Below are 19,583 nucleotides of genomic sequence, written 5' to 3'. Positions count from 1 at the left end.
GAGAAAATCGTCAAATAATGTGTCCTTTCCTCTTCGAACATCTGTGGACACCAAAAGTGAGGGCAAGATGACCAAAGCAACCGAGTCCAACAACCATCCGACAGCGGAATCCTCGGATACGGACCGCAAGCGAAGCATTCGCCAATGGATCGACGGAAAACTCGGTCGTTGGGCTGGTCGTGGTGCAGCTGGTGGTCTTTTGTCGACGGTAATGGCGCTGCCCGCCCTGTCGCAAGCTTCCATAGAAGAACTTTACGCTTTTCAGTTTGCGGAAACCATCCCAGGTGTCCGCTCGGCAAAACTGATGAAAAACGGCGATGTGCTTCTAAAGCTCGCCGACGGTAGAACAATGATCGTCACTGCTGAAAACGTTCAGGTTCTGGACAGCGGTGCGATCATGATTGCAGAGGACGTTGTCGCCGAAATCGTTCAATTCAGTGCGGCTGAGGCCGGTGCAACTGCCACCGGTGGCATCGGTGGCACGGGAGCTGCTCTTGGCGGGTTGGGCCTGGCCGGAGCGGCCGCTGCAGCAGGTGGCGGCGGCGGTGACGATGATGTTGAAAATAGCGGGGATGTTGGAGGTGTTGACAATACGCCCCAACCTGAACCGACCTATACAAGCCTCAATCTGGCCGAGCTTCAAACTGCCGCCTTGAACAACGTCAGCACTGATTCTGCCGCACCCGAAGGTACGTCGACTGTGGAAGTAACGGTCGGATCGCTCGTCAATTCCATGACACCCAATGCTGACGGTAGCTGGAGCCTCTCTCTGACCGCAGCAGAAGCCGCAGCTCTGCCCCAAGGGGTAACAGCCGTTTCAGTGCGGCATTTGGACGATGCGGGCACAGAATTATCGGTTCAGACGGTCCGGTTTGACATTGATACGATCCCTCCAACTTTGGCGATTACTGGCCTCTCTGACGGTGCTGTGCTGAACTCGGCAGAACAGGCGACAGACCTGACTGTCTTTGGTTCAACAGATGCCGAAGACGGGCAAGTTGTAACCGTTTCGCTAAATGGCCAAACCTATTCTGCAACGGTAAGTGGCGGACAATGGAGTGTCACTGTACCAGCTTCGGCTTTGACAGCCCTGCCTGATGGCGCAACTGTCTCGTTAACCGCTGACGTAACGGATGCAGCGGGCAACCCTGCCTCGCAAGCCAGTGGGAGCTTTGATACTGATTTCACAGCGCCGACTATAACCCTTGACCCCGTTGCCAGTGGCTCGATTGAGTTGGCTGACGTCGCAGGCGATCTGATGCTCACTGGCTTAACAACGGCTGCGGACGGTCAACCCGTCAACGTTACATTCAATGGTCAGCCCTACACAGGCGTAGCCTCGGGCGGAAGCTGGAATGCGACAATCCCTAACGCCGATCTTGGCGGTCTTGTCACTGGCACCCCCGCGACGATCACAGTCGTCGTAGAGGATGCAGCAGGCAATCAGGCGGTTCCGGTCGCCGTATCCGTCCCGGTGGATCTTACGGGCCCGTCCGTTTTCATTTCTCCTCTTTCTGTCGGCGCGGTGCTGAATACAGCAGAAGCTGGGGCTGACTTGACGGTCAGCGGCACGACCGGGAACGTTGAGGACGGGCAGCAAGTCACCGTCACCTTGGACGGGCAAACTTATACCGGCACAGTGACAAGTGGCGCGTGGTCAGTAACCATACCCACCGCCAATTTGGTCGCGCTTGCTGACGGAAGCAGTTTTTCGGTCACAGCAGATATCTCTGATGCCAACGGTTTGCCCGCACCTCAGGCAGATGTGTCTCTGGGTACTGACCTGACGGCACCGACGCTAAGCATCGACAGCTTTTCAGATGGCGCAGTTATGAATGCGGCTGAGCAGGCAACTGACCTTATCATTTCGGGTGCAACTACGGCTGAAGACGGGCAGACTGTAAGCGTTGACATGAGCGGGAAATCGTATTCGGGCACGGTTTCCGCCGGAGCATGGAGCGTCGCGGTAACGGCCTCAGATTTGACCGCTTTATCAGATGCAGTCACCGTAATTGTAACCGCAGATGTCTCAGATGCGGCTGGAAACCCGGCAGCACAGGCCAGCAGCAGTTTTGATACAGATTTCACACCCCCCAGTTTGGATATCACAAACGTGTCAGACGGAGTCATCATGAACGCCGCGGAACAGGGAACGGACCTGACAGTGTCAGGAGCTTCCGATGCACCGGACGGCACCATAGTGAACATCAACATCTCGCGTAGTGATGGAACCACCGACGTTAGCGGAACCGCAACCGTTACAGGCGGGACCTGGACATATACCGCAACAGGCGCTGAGCTTTCTGCTCTTCAAGATGCTGAGACATACAGCATCAACGCGTCGATTTCGGATACTGCAGGGAACAATAATCTCGCCACCGTGAATTTCGCCACCGACTTTACAGTTCCAGTGATTACAATTGACGCTCTTCCCGTAGGACCAGTGTTGGATGTGACAGAACAAGGCGCTGACCTGACAGTCTCGGGCACCACATCAGCTGAAGACGGGCGAACAGTTTCTGTCACGTTTGGGGGGCAGACTTATGCAGGCACTGTTTCTTCGGGCGCCTGGTCGATTAGCATACCCTCCAGCGATCTGAGCGCTCTTTCAGACGGGTCAACATACACAGTTTCCGCAACAGTTGATGACCTTGCGGGAAACAACTCGGCGACGGCAAGCAGCTCAATCTCAACCGATTTTCGCCCCATCCTGACCATGGACGACATTGGCGTAAACGACGCTGTGGCGTTGAATGACGCGCAGATGTCCGGATTGACAATCACCGGCTCATCTGTGGGCCTATCAAATGGTCAGACGATAGACATCACACTTAATGGAAACGCTGTAGGATCTGCTACGGTGGCCGCAGATGGCTCTTGGTCATCGGCCATCGCTTCAACTGAATTCTCAGCCATAAATGCCGGAGACAACCTTTTGTTTTCGGCGCAAGCCACGGTGTCTGGGGGACCTAATCCGTTAGCCGTTAATGATCAGGTCACGGCCCATGAACCCGCTGCATATGTAATCACTGAAGCAGGACGGACCGGTTCAACCATTACCTTTGAGATTTACGCAGATGCAGATCGTGATATCTCAAGCGGTCTTGCCATTACGGCAGAACTGGAATTCGACTCTTCCGTGGTCACATTCGATAATGGATCTGCGGTGGAGCACAACGCGTTTGATTTGTTTCTGGCCAGCCCTGGAACCGGAGATATCATAAATTTTGCCGGCGCCGCGACTGTCTTTTCAGATGTGTCTCAACCGCTTGTCACTTTCACGATGACGGTCCAGGATCCGAACCAACCCATAGTGTTGACAATAAAAACACCTGATGGCGGGCCGTCTATTCTGCAAATCGGGACTAACGGCGATGACAGCCTAACCGCATCAAGAATCGATACTTTTGTTCAAGGCGGCATCGGTGATGATACGATCGATGTCTCTGCCTCAGGGCGCGATGTCGTTGTTTTCGAAGCGGACTCAGTTAACAACGGTTCAGATACCGTAACTGGCTTTACGATCGGCCCTGCAGCCGAAATGTCTGATGCATTGATGTTCAGTGGATTAGACGCCAGCACTCTGCGTGGCGATGGCACCGGGTTCGAGCTGCTGTCAGCTGGCGACAGTATCGGTGCCAACACCGGATTTGTTGGTCTGGACTCAGTTTTGATTGATCTAAACTTGAACACGATAGAGAACGCAGTGGAAAGCTTTTCCGGCGCGGTGGTAGGGGACGAGATATACGTTATGGCCACCGACGGGACGGACAGTGTTCTGGTTAAGGCCGATTTCGTAGCCTCTGACAACGCCAGCGTTCAAACCGTCGCCTCGTTCCAGGGCCTGAACGATCTGAGCAACTTGCACACAGACAATGTTTTGCACACCGACCCAACTGGGGCTTCCGCCTGAACGACATTCAGGCCGCAGCGAGAACTTTAAAAATCATGAGGTGATTATGGTGCAGAATAGCCTAATTCCGGTCACCCGGCAACGGCATAAGGGTAAGTTCTGGAAGCGATTTTCCTCGTTCGATTTTGCACGCAAAATAAATGAGTGTGCCGTTGTGGACGCGGAAATCCTCCAAATAGCAGCCTCTTTTCCGATCGTTTTTCGAAGATCTGACCAATGCCACTATCCCGTGGCCATGCTTTCAATGGAAGCCAATTGCCCGACGCCCTTCGTGTCAACACAAGGTAAGTGGCTTGCCATGTATGTCCCATCTGGTCTGCGTTGCTTCCCGTTTCGGTATGAACTGCCTGAACATAATCATGAAACCAACCCTTTGCATTTCGATCTGCTGGTCGACGAAAGCTCGGGCCTTGTCACCAACGAACCGGCAGATGAGCTATTTTTCGATCAGGAGGGCAATCTAGGACCAGAATTGGCAAAAGTTCAGGCATTCTTCCAAGCGCTCTCCAAATCGATGCAGGACACATTGCATTTGTGCAAGGTCCTTTCAGAGATGGGTCTTTTTGCTCCGCTCTCCTCTTTTCAGGGCATGCCACTTCCAAACGGGCTTTTCGGCATCAACGCGAGCGCTTTGCAAAAAACTCATGCAGCCAACATGTCGTTGCTTGCCAAAACCGGAGGGCTTCGCCTGATACACGCTCATCAGGTTTCGCTGACCCATTTCACGTGGCTGTCGCAGGCGCAAAAGCAGGCTGTTCTATTGACAGACAAAAAAGCGGAACACCCGGCTTCGAAGCTTCCGGATTTTTTAGACGCTTTGGTGACAGCCCAAGAAGCAGAAAGCACTTTGGAACATCACAATCACGAGGGCCAATATGCGACCCTATGGTAAAACACTAAAACCTCTTATGCTTGTTCTATGCGCAACTCTGATTGCCGCCTGTACCTCTCCACCAGATTTGACGCCTGTATCGATGTCGTTTTCAACAGGAACGGCCGGAGCGGGCGCCGCAAAACCTTCTAAGTTACTTGGCCAAAGTGCATTTGGGCAAAGGGTGCGATCAGCTGTGGAATCCAGCCCAAATTTAGCGCAAAGCGATACGAGGATGGACATCGCAATAGCCAATCAAGATGCAGCAGAAGGCGCTTTTTTGCCCCAAGTTTCCTTAGGGATTAACGCCCGCTCTGAGAGGGTTGATTCCGATATCGCTGATGTTTCACCTTATCTGAGGGTGTCGCAAATGGTGTATGATGGCGGCGCAGCGGCGGGAGACTTGGCAGCAGCGCGAGCCCGAGTTTTGGAAAGCCGGGGCAATCAGATTCAAACAGCCTCGGCGACCGCTCTGGCTGCGATCGAAACATATGTAGTTGTCCTTGATCAGCGCAGAATACAGGACATTTCGCGGAAAAATGTCATGGTGCATGAACAACTTGTGCGCCAAATCTTGGATCGCACCGCCAGCGGGGCGGGTTCCAATGCAGATGTTTTGACGGCGCAGTCGCGTATGGCAGATGCGCGAACACGGCTTGCAGACGCCCAGGCACGCACAGATCGCGCTGAAGCACGGTTCCGTGAAGTATTTGGATCAGCTCCCGGCGCTCTAAGCCCTCCTGTGTCAGCACCTGACCTGGATAGAAGTGACTCTCAAATCATATTAGCCAGCCCTCAAATTCGCCAAGCAGATGCGAGCCTTTTGGCGGCCAAGGCAGATTGGTCCGCGGCACAAGCCCGCCGCCGGCCGGACGTTCGCTTGGCGGCATTTGCCAATCAAGATGACAACAGGGATGCAAATTTCGGCGTTGACCTCTCGGTCAACTACGAATTGGACAGCACCGGTCAACGTCGGGCATCGATTGCTGCCGCTGAAGCGCAAGTGAAAGAGGCAGAATACGTTCGCGAGCAACTTATTCGCGAAATCACGCGGGAACTGGGTTTTATTCGCTCGGACCAAAAAGCGGGCGCTGATCGACTACGCGCTGCTGAGGCAGCAGTCACCGCCAACGCTGAAAACGTGACAGCATCACGCGCACAGTTTTCTATCGGACGACGCAGCCTGATCGAAATCCTTGATGCGCAGCGCGACTACGTAAATGCACAGGAACGTCTTATTTTGGCTGAACAGAGCTTTTTTCTGACCAACTATGCCGCACTGAGTCTGACCGGCGATATACTTGATTTGCTTGGGGTTTCACTTGGGACCTGGGGCAGTTTGAAATGAATATAGCCGATTCAAAATTCTCGATCCCTCAATTGTCGTCTTATGAGGCTTGCTTGCTTAATATCGCAAGTACCCTCGATCGGCCGATAACATTAGCCTCTCTTCACGCCGCGCAAACCGGGCCAGGTGGGGAATTGACCATACGCGATATCATTTCAGTGGCTCAGCATGCAAAGCTGCAGGCGGGATACGGCAAGCGACGCCTGTCCGAATTTGACGGCAGACTCGTTCCGGCGATGTTACTGCTGACTGGAAAACAAGCCGTTGTTTACCATGGTCGCACAGGCAACGGCACGTTGCTGATTTTCGACCCGGAAATCGGCGAAGGGATCAGTGAAGTTCCTGAAGATAGTTTTCGCGAAACTTATACTGGTTACGCTATCTTGTTTCGACGCCACTACGGCAACGATATTTCTACAGAAAATACTTCTTACGACGGGCACTGGTTTCGGGCGGCTCTTGCCGCTAGCCGATGGAGCTATATCCAAGTCGTTCTGGCGGCTGCCATGGCAAACCTACTGGGCCTAACAACCTCGATTTTCATTATGGTCGTCTATGATCGAGTTTTGCCAAACGAGGCAACCGAGTCGCTGATCGCACTGACAGGAGGCGTCGCCCTGGCTCTGTTTTTCGACTTCGTTCTAAAACTTCTCCGAGCGGGCTTTATCGACAAGGCCGGTCAAAAAGCTGATTTGCTGATGGGAAGGCGTATCTTCGATCAGGTGCTGAACATTCAGATGAAGTCCCGCACAGGTTCGACCGGGGCCATGACAAGCACCATCCGAGAGTTTGAAACGCTGCGTGAGTTCTTCACATCTGCGACGCTTGTCGCGGTTGTAGACTTGCCGTTCATAGGGCTGTTTATCTTTGTGGTCTACCTGGTCGGAGGGCAACTCGCAATTGTACCTGCTTTAGCCGTTCCAGTAGTGCTTTTGACCGGTTTGGCTGTGCAGCCTTTTTTGTCGCGAATAGCTGAAAAAAGCCTTACTGACGGGCAGTCCAAGCAATCTGTTCTGGTCGAGGCCGTCTCTGGCATCGAGACCCTGAAAACAACGGCGGCAGGTCAGCGAATGCGCGCCCGGTGGGAACAGGCGATTGAACGGCAATCAGCACATGGAGCGCAAAGCAGGGCCATCACGCAGTTTGCTCTGAACTTGACGGGTTTTACGCAGCAAGCGGCCCAGGTGTTCGTCGTTTTCTATGGCGTTTTTCTAATCACCGATGGTCAGGCCAGTATGGGAGCACTTGTAGCCTCTGTCATGCTGACCGGTCGTGCATTGGCCCCCTTGGGTCAACTGGCACAAACGCTTACGCGCATGAATCAAGCTCGAAGTGCATATCGAAACCTAAACACGCTAATGGTGGCCGAAAGCGAACGACCAGAAGGTTGTACGTGGGTGAACCGGCTGTCGTTCAAAGGGTCAATCTCTTTCAATAACGTTCATTTCTCGTACCCGGATCAAAGTGTCGACACACTTAGGGGAATCTCTTTTTCAATCGAGCCGGGCGAAAAGGTTGCAATCCTCGGCCAAATCGGATGCGGGAAGAGCACAATTGCCCGTCTGCTTTTGGGGCTCTACACGCCCCGCGTCGGATCGGTCACGCTTGACGGGTTGGACATCCGCCAGATCGATCCTGGAGACCTGCGCCGCAATATCGGCTCGGTTTTACAAGACGTTTGGCTTTTCTCGGGGTCAGTCAGGGACAACATCACCAGCGGCGCAATCCGGCCGAAAGACGAAGACCTTATCGAAGCTGGTCGTACATCTGGAGTTGAAGACTTCGTCACCAAGCATCCAAGTGGTTATGATCTTCAATTGGCTGAGCGTGGAGAAGGGCTGTCTGGCGGGCAGCGGCAAGCCATTGCACTTGCCCGGGCCCTAATCGGGCAACCGCCAGTCCTATTGCTGGATGAGCCGACCAGTGCAATGGATGTTCAAACCGAAGCTCAGGTGATCCAACGTTTGAAGAAGACCGCTGCCGAAACCACTATGGTGATTGTGACACACCGGACCAGCCTGCTGGAGCTGGTTGATCGGGTCATCATACTTGAAGACGGTGAAATCGCGGCAGATGGGCCCAAGAGCCTGTTGACACAACACGCGCGTCAAAGCAGGAGACACCTGAATGTCGCAGCATCCTGATCTGGCTGCGCTGGCACGCGAAATGCAAGGGCGCTCCCCTATTCGCGGTTCACTGCTGTTGTTGGTGATCCTGTCCTGCCTGGTATCTGCCATTGTTTGGGCACACTTAACCGAGCTTGACGATGTGACACGCGTAGACGGTCGCATTGTCCCATCCGGAGACATCCAAGTAATCAATGCCACCGAGCCCGGTGTTCTTCGTGCGCTGCATGTGCGCGAAGGCCAGTTGGTCGACAAAGACAATTTGCTCATGGAACTTGATGCGACACAAATCGACAGCAAGCTCGGTCAGGAACAACAACGGGCGTATGGTCTGATGGCCCGCGCACAAAGGCTGCAAGCGGAAATAGACGGGACACACCTGCAGTTCGACACGGCTTTGATCAAAGGAGCGCCAAGCGTCGTACGCTCGGAAACTGCGCTGTACCAGGGTCGCCAGGCAGAATTGGCAGCAGAAATTGCTATTCTGGAACGCCAGAGGCAACAAAAGCATCGTGAATATGAAGAGGGCCTAGTCGATCACGTTACAGCTGTTGAAACGCTCAAAGTCCTTGCGGAAGAGCGCGCCATTATGGCCCCTTTGGTCGAAACTCAGATGGAGCCAGCAACAACCTTGTTGGCGTTGAGGCGAAGTGAAGCAGAATGGCAGGGTCGCAAGGTGCGTGCCGAAGCAGTGACCAATCGGCTGCAAACGGGGCTTGAAGAAATCGATGATCGGATCCAGGCGGCCCGCAGCCGGTTTCGAAGTGCCGCGCTGACCGATCTGGCGATTGCAACAGCAGAATTGGCGGCCCTAAAACCGGCTCTGCCGGCCTTGCGCGATCGTGCAATGCGCGCACAAGTCCGCTCTCCGGTGCGGGGCATCGTCAACCGCATTCACAAGACAACCATCGGTGGTCATGCAAGAAGCGGAGAGGACCTTGTTGAAGTCGTGCCGCTTGACGATACATTACTTGTGGAGGCTTACGTAAGCCCCGAAGACATTGCATTTCTGCACGCCGGGCAACCGGTAAAGGTTAAAATCACAGCTTATGAATTCGCCCGTTATGGCGCCTTGGACGGTGAAATCATACGAATTGGTGCTGACACGATAACGAGATCAGAGCGCAATGAAGAGGAAGTGTTCGTCGTGGAAATTCGTACGAACAATACAATGTTGGACGGGAACAGCATCGCCGTCGAAATCATCCCAGGCATGATTGCGGAAGTGGATATTCTGTCAGGCCGAAAATCTGTTCTGGATTACATTCTAGATCCTGTTGTGAAGATCAAGGATCAAGCTTTGAGAGAGTAATCACGAACGAGGCTTTTTGAATCCGACGCTAACCCCAATTGATAAAATGTGGTTGAGCGTCGAGCTGTTAGCAGGCCAGGGCAGCGTTTATTTCCAACTCACATCGCCCAGAAAGATGTAACCAGCGCCATAAATCGTTTTTATAAGGCGAGGATTCTTTGGGTCTTCGCCAAGTTTGGTACGAAGCCTGGAAATTCGCACGTCCATGGCCCGGTCAAAACTGTCTCCTGCTGCACCGCCCAACGATTCTTGCATTTGCGCTCTGCTGATAAGACGCTTGGGGCTTTCGAGGAATAGCCTCAGAACCTCTCCTTCTGCATGGCTGAAAGGCGTTTCGGCACCGGCGCCATCCTCAAGAACGTAGCGGTCAAAATGTGCAATCCAGCCGTTGAAAATAGCGGTGTCCGAATGCGAAGTCTGACTGCGTGGGTTACGCAACCTGGCCCGGATCCTGGCCACCACTTCCGCCGGATCGAACGGTTTGGTTATGTAGTCATCAGCCCCAAGTTCCAGCCCAGTCACGCGATCCTGCACCTGTGCCCGACCAGATATGATGATCACCGCAGCACCCTGTTCCAAAGCAAGACGATGAACCAGCGCCAACCCATCGGTATCCGGCAGGGAAAGATCCACAAGACAGACATCCGGCGTCACGCGGTTCAGTGCCGCCTCGAACTCTCGGGCGCGAGAGAAACTCTGTGTTCGGAACCCGGCATCCTCCAAGACGTCGGTCAGGATACGTCGTATCTCGGGTTCGTCATCGAGAATGGTCACCAAAGGTTGGGTCATCAGGCGGCCTTAGCTTGAATCAGTGCGGACAATTGAGCCTGTGAAAACGGTTTACGCAACACCGGCGCCAACGCAAGCGCCTGTTGGTACAGCGGATCAGAATTCGGTAGAGAGGTCATAAGGATGCACGGCACTCCAGAGCCTATTTGCCGCAGAAGATCCAGGCCCGAGCCCCCTCCCTCCAAGCGGATGTCGGACAACACCATCGCGATATCCTCTACATTCGAAAGCAGCGTTAGGGCTTCATCCACCGAATTGGCTTCTATGACTGAAAAACCAAGCTCAACCAGCATGTCTCGGAACTGACCTCGCAACTCGTCGCTGTCTTCCACCAACAACACAAGGCCATCCTGAGAGGGTGGAGCGGAACGATATGGCAATCGCAACACGACCGATGCGCCGGATGGAGTGTTTCTGAGGTTCAGATCACCACCGGCAAGTTTCACCGTGTCATAAACCATGGGCAAGCCCAAACCAGACCCGTCACTGCCTTTAGTCGTGAAAAAGGGGTTCAATGCCTTCTCCAGCGCCTCGGACGAAAATCCTGGGCCGGTGTCGGACACTGTGATTTCGACCCATATCTTGCCAATCGCATGTGCGCTGATGGTGATCTGACCCGTGCTTCCGCACGCATCTCGCGCGTTCAGGACAAGGTTCAGCAACGCGTCCTGGACCATCCCTGGATCCAACACTAGTGCCTGATCGGGAAGAGTGTTCACAACAGAAAGCCCCATGCCACGCGGCAGGGATGGGGTGGCCAGAATACGCAGATCTTCCAACAAACCGCGCATGTCTGTGGCCTGCGGCTGGGGCGTACGGTTGCCAGTCATATCTGCGATACGATTCAGCAACTGCCCACCCCGACGCGCTGTTTGTTGAGTGGCTGCAACCAGTTCTTGCGCTTCATCCGGAAGGTCCATCTTGTCCAATCTGGACTGCATCCCAAGGATAATCGTTAGCAAGTTGGAAAAGTCATGCGCCAGGCCGCTGGTCATCTGGGCTGCCATCGCCCGGCGACGAGTCTGCTGCAAGGCGACCCGTGCCTGCGTTTCTTCGGTAATGTCCACGGACATCACATAGACACCCCCTGCCCCATCCGGCGTGAACGAAACTCGGATGCGACGAGCATCCTGATCTTCGGTAAACTCAAAAACTGAAGGCGCGCCATCATAAGCCTTTTGCAAATGGCTTTCCACGCGCTCAAAAGCGACCTCACCCAGCGCCTCGGAAATATGCAGGCCAAGAATATCGGACGGACGCCCCGGCATGACCGCACTCAGACGTCGGTTGGAGTAGTCATAAAGCCCGTCACTGTCCAAATGCGCGATATGCGCAGGCATCATTTCGGTCACAAGGCGCGTTCGGGCTTCAATTTCGGTCAGTTCCCTTTTCGCTTCTTCCAAGGCCGCGATCGTGGCTGCAAGCTTGCGGTTGGTCGCTGATAGTTCCTCGGCGTGCCCGAGCAACTGTTCCGACAGTTCCTCTGATCGCGCCCGCAACAGGTTTTCGGCGCGCCGCGTGCCCGTGATGTCAGTATAGACCGCGACCCATCCTCCTTGAGGCAACGGAGCGCCCTCGATTGAGACAACCTGCCCGTTGGGCCGCACCCGCTCCATGTAATGCGGTTCAAACGCCAGGGCCTGCTTGACCCGCAGATTGACCATGTCCTCGACACTCTCGTCATGTCCATATTCTCCACGGCTGGCGAGGAAATGAATTGTATCCCGAAACGGAGCCCCGGGTTGAACCAACTCGTCCGGTAAATCGAACATTTCCTGAAACCGGCGATTGCTGAGCACAAGCTGCAACTTGCTGTCATAAATGGAAAGCGCCTGACCGATAAGGTTCAGCCCTGCCGTGGTCATCGCCTTTATGCGCTTTTCCGTTATGTCCAAGTTTGCCTTTTCCACAGCACCTGCGTAGCACCTGATTACAGGTACGGATAGTGGGTTTCATTCTTGCGGCAATGCTAATTTATGACCCGCCATGCAGCGGCATTTTATTGGCGGCACGATAAGCTTCGACATAACCTCTGGCTACGGACCGTACGGCGCGGCCGATCTGGGCATAGGCTTCGTCCGGCAGGTTGGCAAAAGACACGCGCGCAGACCAACCCGGCGCATCGAAGCCGCTGCCGTTCAATAGAACAATCCCGTGATCTTCGGCCAGTTTGAACGCGATATCAAGCGGGTGCACGTTCTTCTTGATCCACGCAACAACATCCTCACCGACATATTTTCGCAACCAATACTCGAAATCGATAATCCCGTAATAGGCATCGTAGTTTTCACCTGCATTGACTTCGATCCCCATCGCCTCGGTCAACAATTTGAACCGTCGATGCACAAGCTCCATACAAGCCGTTTGATAGTCTTTCTTGGTGTCTACAAGTTCAACAAGCGAAAACAGGGTCATCATGACCTGTTGCGGCAAGGAAAGACCAGCGGTGTGGTTCAGGGCAACATCCCGGCTGTCTGCAACCAGACGGTCTATGAACCTGATCTCACGCGGTGTCAGGCTGAGCGTGCCATAGCGCTTGTCCAGCGCCTGTTTGATCTGTTCACTGTGCTCAGCCAGTTTGAGGTCAAAGATATTGTCCTGCGCCACTGCGATGACACCCAAACGCCAGCCGGTGCAGCCGAAATACTTCGAATACGAATACACGCCGATCGTGTTGCGCGGCATGTACCCCATGACCGATGTGAAATCATGCACGAAGGTTCCATAGACATCATCTGTCAGAACGATGAGATCGGGGCGATGGTTCTCGACCACATCTGCCAGCTTCTCCAAAGATGCCTTGTTCAGCGCAACTGACGAAGGATTGCCCGGATTGACCAGAAAGAAGGCTTTTACTTTGGGGTCTTTCAACGTCTCGACCGCTGCATCGGTCAGCTGGAACGCGTCTTCTTCGTCCGTTTCCACATGCACGGATTCGAGGCTGTAATCCTCAAGTTCAGGCATCTCGAGATACGGCGTGAAGATCGGAGTACACAACGCAATCGTATCACCTGGGTTCAGTAATCGGTTGGCTTTGAGCGACTTGAAGATGTAACACATCGCCGCCGTGCCGCCCTCGACTGCAAACAGATCAAATCGCGCATCCGGCTGTCGACCAGAACACATGGCCCACATCAAGTATTCGTGCGCTATGATCTGATTGTGATGCAGAATACGGTCCGGCACCGGGTAATTGTCGCCAATAATCGAGTCCGTCAGTTCGTGAACAAACGCATCTGCATTGAAATCAAACGCAAAAATGGCGTGTTTGACAACGGTAAGCAAAGTGTCCGTGCCGGGCATGTCCGCATTGACCTCAGCCCATTTCAGAAGCCTGTCATGGCATCCCTTGACGGCTGGCATGCCACCCAGACCCGCCGGATGATCCATGACGCGTTTGGCTTCGGTGACGGCAAACTGACCGAGTGCAAAGAACGCTTCACGCGGACGGGTTGCGATCCAGTTGGGATTTCCTCGTCCCGCATTCAGAAACGCGCTGTTGGATTTTCTGGCCTCATCCGAGGCTAGTTTGATCAGCTCATCTTTGATCTGAAAAGGGCTGAGCGCTTCGTAATCGTGCAGTTTCAGACGGTCCATAACACATACCTTTCCAAATCAACTAAGGATCAAAACAACAACCATGCCAAAGATCGTCAACAAAGTGTTCCCAATCGCATAGGGCATCCCATACCCCAGCGCGGGTATTCGACTTTGCGCGGCCTCCTGGATCATCCCAAGCGCAGCGGTTGTTGTTCTCGCGCCAGCGCAGGCGCCAAACAGAATGGCCGGGTGAAACTTGAACACATAGTGGCCAACGTAAACCGAGAAGATCATCGGCAGAGAGGTGGCGACTATTCCCCAAAGCAGCAGCGCAACGCCGGCCTGTTGCAGGCCCGCCACAAAACCGGGACCGGCGCTTATGCCAATCACAGCTATGAAAACGTTTAGGCCAAGGGTGTTCATCAACCACAAAGACGGGCCGGGAATACGCCCGAATGTCGGATGCACAGTTCGCAACCAGCCCAGTAATAAGCCGGCCAAAAGGGCCCCGCCTGTTGTGGATAGGCTAATTGGGAAACCACCCATGGTAATTGCCAGTGTTCCGACCAGACCACCAACGAATATTCCCCAGCCGACAAAAGCCAAGTCTGTTGTCTCGACCGGGCGGTCGGCATACCCAACCCGGGCAATGGCGGCCTCTACATGACGCTTTGATCCAAGAACCGTCAAGATATCGCCGCGATGCACAACAGTTCCCGGCAAAAGTGGCAGTTCGACCATGTTTCGCATTAGTTTCGAAACATAGACACCGCGCGCCAGCGAAAGCTTGCTTAGTTCTTCCAGAGTTTTCCCGTGAACCTCTTTGCTGGTGATCAGCACATCCAGCTTCTCGGTCGGCGTGTTCAGCAATTCAGGGGCATCAGCCTCTTTCAGGTGCCCTTCCAAAAGGCCAACCAAATCCGCGCGTCGCCCAGAGAACATGACGAGGTCGCCCGCCTGAAGTACCGTGCTGTCTTCAACCTCGATCACAGCGTCACCGCGCTTGATCCGTTCGGCATAAATACGCACACCAGGCATCAAATCCTTCACCGGCTGGCCCAGCAAATCGCTGTCATCGGGGATTTCGAACGCCCGAGCTTCGATCATGCGATAGGCCGAAACGATACCTTCGCCAGTCTCAACAGAAGCGCTACCACCAAGCTTGGCCTCATATTCTTTGCAAGCGACAACCAGATTCACACCGATCAGACGTGGCCCGAGTTTGGCCAGAATGATGGCCGACCCGATCGTGCCGTAAATATATGTGACTGCGTAGGCAATCGGTATCTGATTGGCATAGGTCTGCGCCTGTTCTGACGACAGACCCAGTTGACTGATCTGGTCGGTCGCCACACCAATTGCGGCAGAAATGGTCTGTGATCCTGCATACAAGCCAGCCGCGAAGCCCAGTTCCAGCCCTGCGACTTTGGCAGATAAGACTGGCACAATCAGGCACAAAGCCAAAACACTGAGTGCGAACAACACCTCTCGTGCGCCGTCTGCCTTGAGACCGCGGATAAACTGTGGGCCGACACCGTATCCAACTGCGAAGATGAACATGATGAAAAAGGTCGATTTGACCGCCGAGTCGATTTGAATATGCGTTTGCCCGATGATCACAGCCGCAAGCAAAGTTGCTGTAACGGTCCCGAGGCTGAAACCAAAAAATTTCTTGGGACCGATCCAGAACCCTATCCCTATCGACAGAAAAACCGCCAGTTCGGGATAGCTGCGCAGCACATTCACAAACCAATCGCCCATTCCTGTCCTCCCCGGAACCCCTTGTGTGCACAAAGGTGTGTTTGGAACTTTGAAATCGCTGACAAGCCGATCTGGACAAATAATTCAAAACCGAAAAAAACGCAGCTCAATTACCGCTGGCCGTCAGAGCGTAAAACGATGCGTATTTCACAAGAACGATATCGTAAGATATGAATTTGTCTACAATTTTTCAGGGAAAGTTCTAAGCCACACACAGGGCGATCAGTATCGAGAACGGGATTTTGCACCTTCAGATGTAATCGAATGCAGCGAAAGTGTATGGTCCATGTTCTTCATCCGGTGCCGCAGCATCTGACGGCTTAATCGGGCCAAATCCGGCGCCAGTTCAGGCTTGTGCGCCACATTCTCAAATTCGCCTTTGCTCTGATGGTCAAACAGGATCGGCGGCAGGTCGGCGGCGAACTCGATCAGAGTAAATCGCTCGTCTCGCAGAATTCCCAGGCACGAGTCGCTGTTGCCCGTTTCAAGTTGCTGTTGCCACAGAGTCGGGTTTTCAGGTTCCGAGAAATCCAGCTCGCTGAACGAATAGCTGCGCCAGTCCTCTGGAACTTCATCGCGCAACAGCGGCATCAAGGATCGACCATCCATCGCGTTCGGAGCCGGTTGCCCAATCCAGCGCAGGATCGTTGGCGCGACATCGACCGATTCAGTTGGAACACTGACTCGTGCACCCGCCTGATCATTGTTCCCGGGCAAACGGATCATCAAAGGAGTATGATAGGCTGCGTCATAGACGGTCATCTTACCCCAGCTGTGGCGATCCCCCAACATTTCGCCATGATCAGCTGTGATCACAAGCATCGTGTCGTCATATTGCCCGCTGTCCTTGAGGTGTTTCACCACACGACCGATATGGTGATCGACCTCTGTTGCCAGACCAAGATAGACAGCGCGCAGAGTGCGAATGTTCTCGTCCGTCGGCTCGACTTCATCAAAGCCGTGCACAAAGTCTTTGGCTGTATAGGAATTCTGTGTTGGCCCAAAGAACGGGTGCAGGTCCTTCTCGGCTTCCGTGCTGTGCAACCGTTGTGGCAGAGGGATTTCTGCCGGATTGTACATGTCGTTGTACGGCGCGGGTGCGACCAGAGGCGGATGTGGGCGGATATAGGTCAAATGAGCAAACCAACCCTCGCCACAATGAGGCGCGATGCCTTCAAGAAACGCATCCGTCAGAAACGCCGTGTCACTGTCTTCGGCCCGATAGAGCGCCGGGTCGTTCAATTTGGGGGTCTGACCGTCTTTCGAGGTGGGTTTGTAAACATCCCAGTACTGATCGAACTCATATCCCTTTTTCATCAGATGTGCTTGCCAGGGATATGACTCTTCAAGGCGCATTTCGACCACCTCAAGAAACCCGGTCATGGACTGCTCATATGATTTGAGTACCGGATCATTGGCGTCATGGACACGCGGATCGGCAGATGTATCCGTATAGCCGAACAGCAACGGCATGTATCCCGCTTTGCGCATTTCCGTGGCGATATTGGGGGTATCGTGACGCAGTGGCGTTCCATTTCGCACCGAACGGTGGTTCATCGCATATTGCCCGGTCAAAAGCGAAGCCCGCGAAGGCCCACAGGGGTTGGTGACCGAGTAATGCCGCGTAAAGGTCACAGCCTCTTGCATGAATGCCCGCAAATTCGGAAGATCCACATAATCTGCCAAAGCGCCGCTCAGGCAATCAGCCCGAAGTTGATCAATGATGATGAACAAGACGTTTTTGGCCTGAGACATCTGAACACTCCGCTTCAACCTCGACTCCCACGCGGACTGTGTCTCGCATCCTGGGCTCAAGCAACTGATTAAATAAGTAGCCAACACTTTCTTGTACACCCGAGCCCGAAAACCTGGCCGCACCAAACAAGGCGTGACGCGAGGGCCATCCTGCACCGCAAAAACCCGATCTTTCAGAACAAAGACTTGAAGGCTCAGAGCGTTTTACTTCACATGGCTTTATGACGAAGCCAATGATCTCATCCGAGCGCGACACCGAAGGCACTCATGTCCGTATTTCGGGTGAATTGCTCACGCAATCTTTGGCATCAGTGGAGCATGATTTTGCAGCTATACAACCCTCGGCTGACAAGGTCGTTTTTGATTTGTCCCAGATCGAGGCCCTCGACACCGGAGGTGCATGGTTGATCGCGGATCTTGGTAAGCGTTTCACCTCGAACGGTGGGGCAGTGGAAATTCTGGGGGCAAAGCCTGCACATGCGACGCTTATTGATACCGTAACCCGCTCGATCCCGGGCAAACCCGGCAAGCTCGAAGATCCCCGCAGTTTCATGGATTGGGTGGCAGATGTGGGTCGCGGCACCTTCGGGGCTTGGAAGGACACGCTTTCAATCCTTGAATTTTTGGGACTTACGCTACACCGGCTGTTCCGCACCATGGTCATGCCATGGCGGCTGCGTAAGGCGGCCCTCGTCACGCATATGGAGGAAACCGGTGTCAAAGCCCTTCCCATCGTGGCTCTGATGGGGTTTCTGATCGGTGTTGTTTTGGCTTTTCAAGGCGCGACGCAGCTCAAGCAGTTTGGCGCAGAGATATTTGTAGTGGAGTTGATCTCAATCTCGGTCTTACGAGAGCTTGGGATTTTGTTGACCGCGATCATTGTTGCGGGTCGCTCAGGCTCGGCGTTCACTGCCTCGATCGGTTCGATGAAAGTGCAGGAAGAGATTGATGCCATGCGAACCTTGGGGCTGGACCCGATTGAAGTGCTGGTAATTCCCCGTGTCCTCGCCCTTTTGATCATGTTGCCCATTCTGGGGTTTATCTCGGACATAGCGGGTTTATTCGGTGGCGCCTTGATGAGCTGGATTGATCTGGGCGTAAGCCCCGGCATGTTTCTGACGCGATTGAAGGAGAATACGGATGTCTGGCAACTGGCCGTTGGTCTGATCAAAGCGCCCTTTTTTGCGTTGGTTATTGGAGTAATCTCCTGCTGGCAGGCCATGCAGGTCAGAGGATCTGCACAAAGCGTGGGTCAGCGTACAACCGCTTCGGTTGTGCAATCCATCTTCATGGTCATAGTAATTGACGCCCTGTTTTCGATTTTCTTCTCAGAGGTCGGAATCTGACATGAACAGCAGAATACAAGAGGCAACGAGTTCAACGGCGTCACAACGTGACGCTGTGATCCGTGTGCGCGGCCTTAGAAACCAGTTCGGATCGCAGGTGGTGCATGATAATCTGGACCTCGATGTCTGGCGCGGCGAAGTTCTGGGAATTGTCGGCGGGTCCGGCACTGGTAAATCGGTATTGCTCAGAACAATTGTAGGGCTGAACACGCCGGCGGCGGGCAGCATCGAAGTTCTGGGTGTCGATGTCTTGAACGGCCCCGAGGAAGATCGGCGCAGCATCGAACGCCATTGGGGTGTGGCATTCCAGGACGGCGCTCTGTTTTCGTCTTTGACCGTCCTGCAAAACGTAATGGCCCCGCTGCGCGAGCACACGGGTCTGAGCGAAAAGCTGATGGAGTCGCTGGGCGCGCTGAAGATCAGCCTGGTTGGGTTGCCTCAGCTGAGTTGCGGCAAGTTTCCGTCCGAGCTTTCCGGCGGTATGCGCAAGCGCGCGGCGCTGGCCCGGGCATTGGCCTTGGACCCCGAAATCGTGTTTCTGGATGAACCGACCGCCGGATTGGACCCTATTGGCGCGGCGGCTTATGATGAGTTGATTGGCGAATTGCAGCAGGCTCTTGGGTTGACAGTGTTCATGGTCACCCATGATCTGGATAGCCTTTATGCCATCTGCGACCGGATTGCTGTGCTTGCAGAACAGCGCGTACTGGTCGAAGGTCCGATAGAAGACATGACCAAGGTCGATCATCCTTGGGTGCAGGAATACTTCACAGGCCCCCGCGCCCGCGCAGCACAACAAAAGGGCCAGGACAGGTAGAGGCA

At 54.1% G+C, this 19,583-nt stretch carries 12 protein-coding genes; 7 read left to right on the top strand and 5 right to left on the bottom strand.

What is annotated here, in order from left to right; genetic code table 11:
- The first annotated feature begins 67 nt into the window (after positions 1 to 67).
- From GS630_RS01340 to GS630_RS01320, 5 genes are read left to right on the top strand one after another with little or no spacing between them, the layout of a single operon-like run.
- Positions 68 to 3,913, top strand: coding sequence for an Ig-like domain-containing protein (locus GS630_RS01340; protein WP_171620888.1), 3,846 nt, complete (start codon positions 68 to 70; stop codon positions 3,911 to 3,913).
- Positions 3,876 to 4,805: a SapC family protein gene (locus GS630_RS01335; RefSeq protein ID WP_171620887.1), complete on the top strand. Its 930-nt coding sequence runs from the start codon at positions 3,876 to 3,878 to the stop codon at positions 4,803 to 4,805. The genes GS630_RS01340 and GS630_RS01335 overlap by 38 nt, the downstream gene beginning before the upstream one ends.
- The gene (locus tag GS630_RS01330) at positions 4,789 to 6,132 is read left to right on the top strand and encodes a TolC family protein (RefSeq protein WP_371809161.1); all 1,344 of its coding nucleotides are present in this window, start codon (positions 4,789 to 4,791) and stop codon (positions 6,130 to 6,132) included. The genes GS630_RS01335 and GS630_RS01330 overlap by 17 nt, the downstream gene beginning before the upstream one ends.
- Positions 6,129 to 8,276, top strand: a complete 2,148-nt coding sequence (locus GS630_RS01325) for a type I secretion system permease/ATPase (RefSeq protein WP_171620885.1) — start codon at positions 6,129 to 6,131, stop codon at positions 8,274 to 8,276. Before GS630_RS01330 ends, GS630_RS01325 begins: the two co-directional genes overlap by 4 nt.
- On the top strand, positions 8,260 to 9,570 hold the full coding sequence (locus tag GS630_RS01320; protein WP_171620884.1) for an HlyD family type I secretion periplasmic adaptor subunit: 1,311 nt from the start codon (positions 8,260 to 8,262) through the stop codon (positions 9,568 to 9,570). Before GS630_RS01325 ends, GS630_RS01320 begins: the two co-directional genes overlap by 17 nt.
- Positions 9,571 to 9,657: 87 nt before the next feature.
- Here GS630_RS01320 and GS630_RS01315 read toward each other — a convergent pair whose 3' ends face one another.
- From GS630_RS01315 to GS630_RS01295, 5 genes are all read right to left on the bottom strand, one after another.
- Complete coding sequence (locus tag GS630_RS01315) at positions 9,658 to 10,359, bottom strand: response regulator transcription factor (protein WP_171235876.1); 702 nt, start codon at positions 10,357 to 10,359, stop codon at positions 9,658 to 9,660.
- Entirely contained in the window at positions 10,359 to 12,224 is a 1,866-nt protein-coding gene (locus GS630_RS01310) for a PAS-domain containing protein (protein WP_371732319.1), read from the bottom strand. The genes GS630_RS01315 and GS630_RS01310 overlap by 1 nt, the downstream gene beginning before the upstream one ends.
- Positions 12,225 to 12,333: 109 nt before the next feature.
- A complete protein-coding gene (locus GS630_RS01305; RefSeq protein WP_171620883.1) occupies positions 12,334 to 13,956 on the bottom strand; it encodes a bifunctional aspartate transaminase/aspartate 4-decarboxylase in 1,623 nt (540 codons plus the stop codon).
- Positions 13,957 to 13,974: 18 nt separating this feature from the next.
- Positions 13,975 to 15,660: an aspartate-alanine antiporter gene (gene aspT, locus GS630_RS01300; protein WP_171620882.1), complete on the bottom strand. Its 1,686-nt coding sequence runs from the start codon at positions 15,658 to 15,660 to the stop codon at positions 13,975 to 13,977.
- Between the two features lie 222 nt (positions 15,661 to 15,882).
- Complete coding sequence (locus tag GS630_RS01295; protein ID WP_171620881.1) at positions 15,883 to 17,415, bottom strand: alkaline phosphatase family protein; 1,533 nt, start codon at positions 17,413 to 17,415, stop codon at positions 15,883 to 15,885.
- Positions 17,416 to 17,648: 233 nt separating this feature from the next.
- On the opposite strand from GS630_RS01295, the gene GS630_RS01290 reads away from it, so the two are divergent.
- Positions 17,649 to 18,761 carry an MlaE family lipid ABC transporter permease subunit gene (locus GS630_RS01290; protein WP_253285912.1) on the top strand — a complete coding sequence of 371 codons (1,113 nt, stop codon included), beginning with the start codon at positions 17,649 to 17,651 and terminating at the stop codon, positions 18,759 to 18,761.
- Between the two features lies 1 nt (position 18,762).
- Positions 18,763 to 19,578 carry an ABC transporter ATP-binding protein gene (locus GS630_RS01285; RefSeq protein WP_171620879.1) on the top strand — a complete coding sequence of 272 codons (816 nt, stop codon included), beginning with the start codon at positions 18,763 to 18,765 and terminating at the stop codon, positions 19,576 to 19,578.
- The last annotated feature ends 5 nt before the right edge of the window (positions 19,579 to 19,583 follow it).

This window comes from Ruegeria sp. HKCCD7303, from assembly GCF_013111185.1.
Classification (GTDB): Bacteria; Pseudomonadota; Alphaproteobacteria; order Rhodobacterales; family Rhodobacteraceae; genus Ruegeria.
The sequence above is the reverse complement of the archived record's forward strand: the minus strand, read 5'-3'. Positions and strand labels throughout refer to the sequence as shown.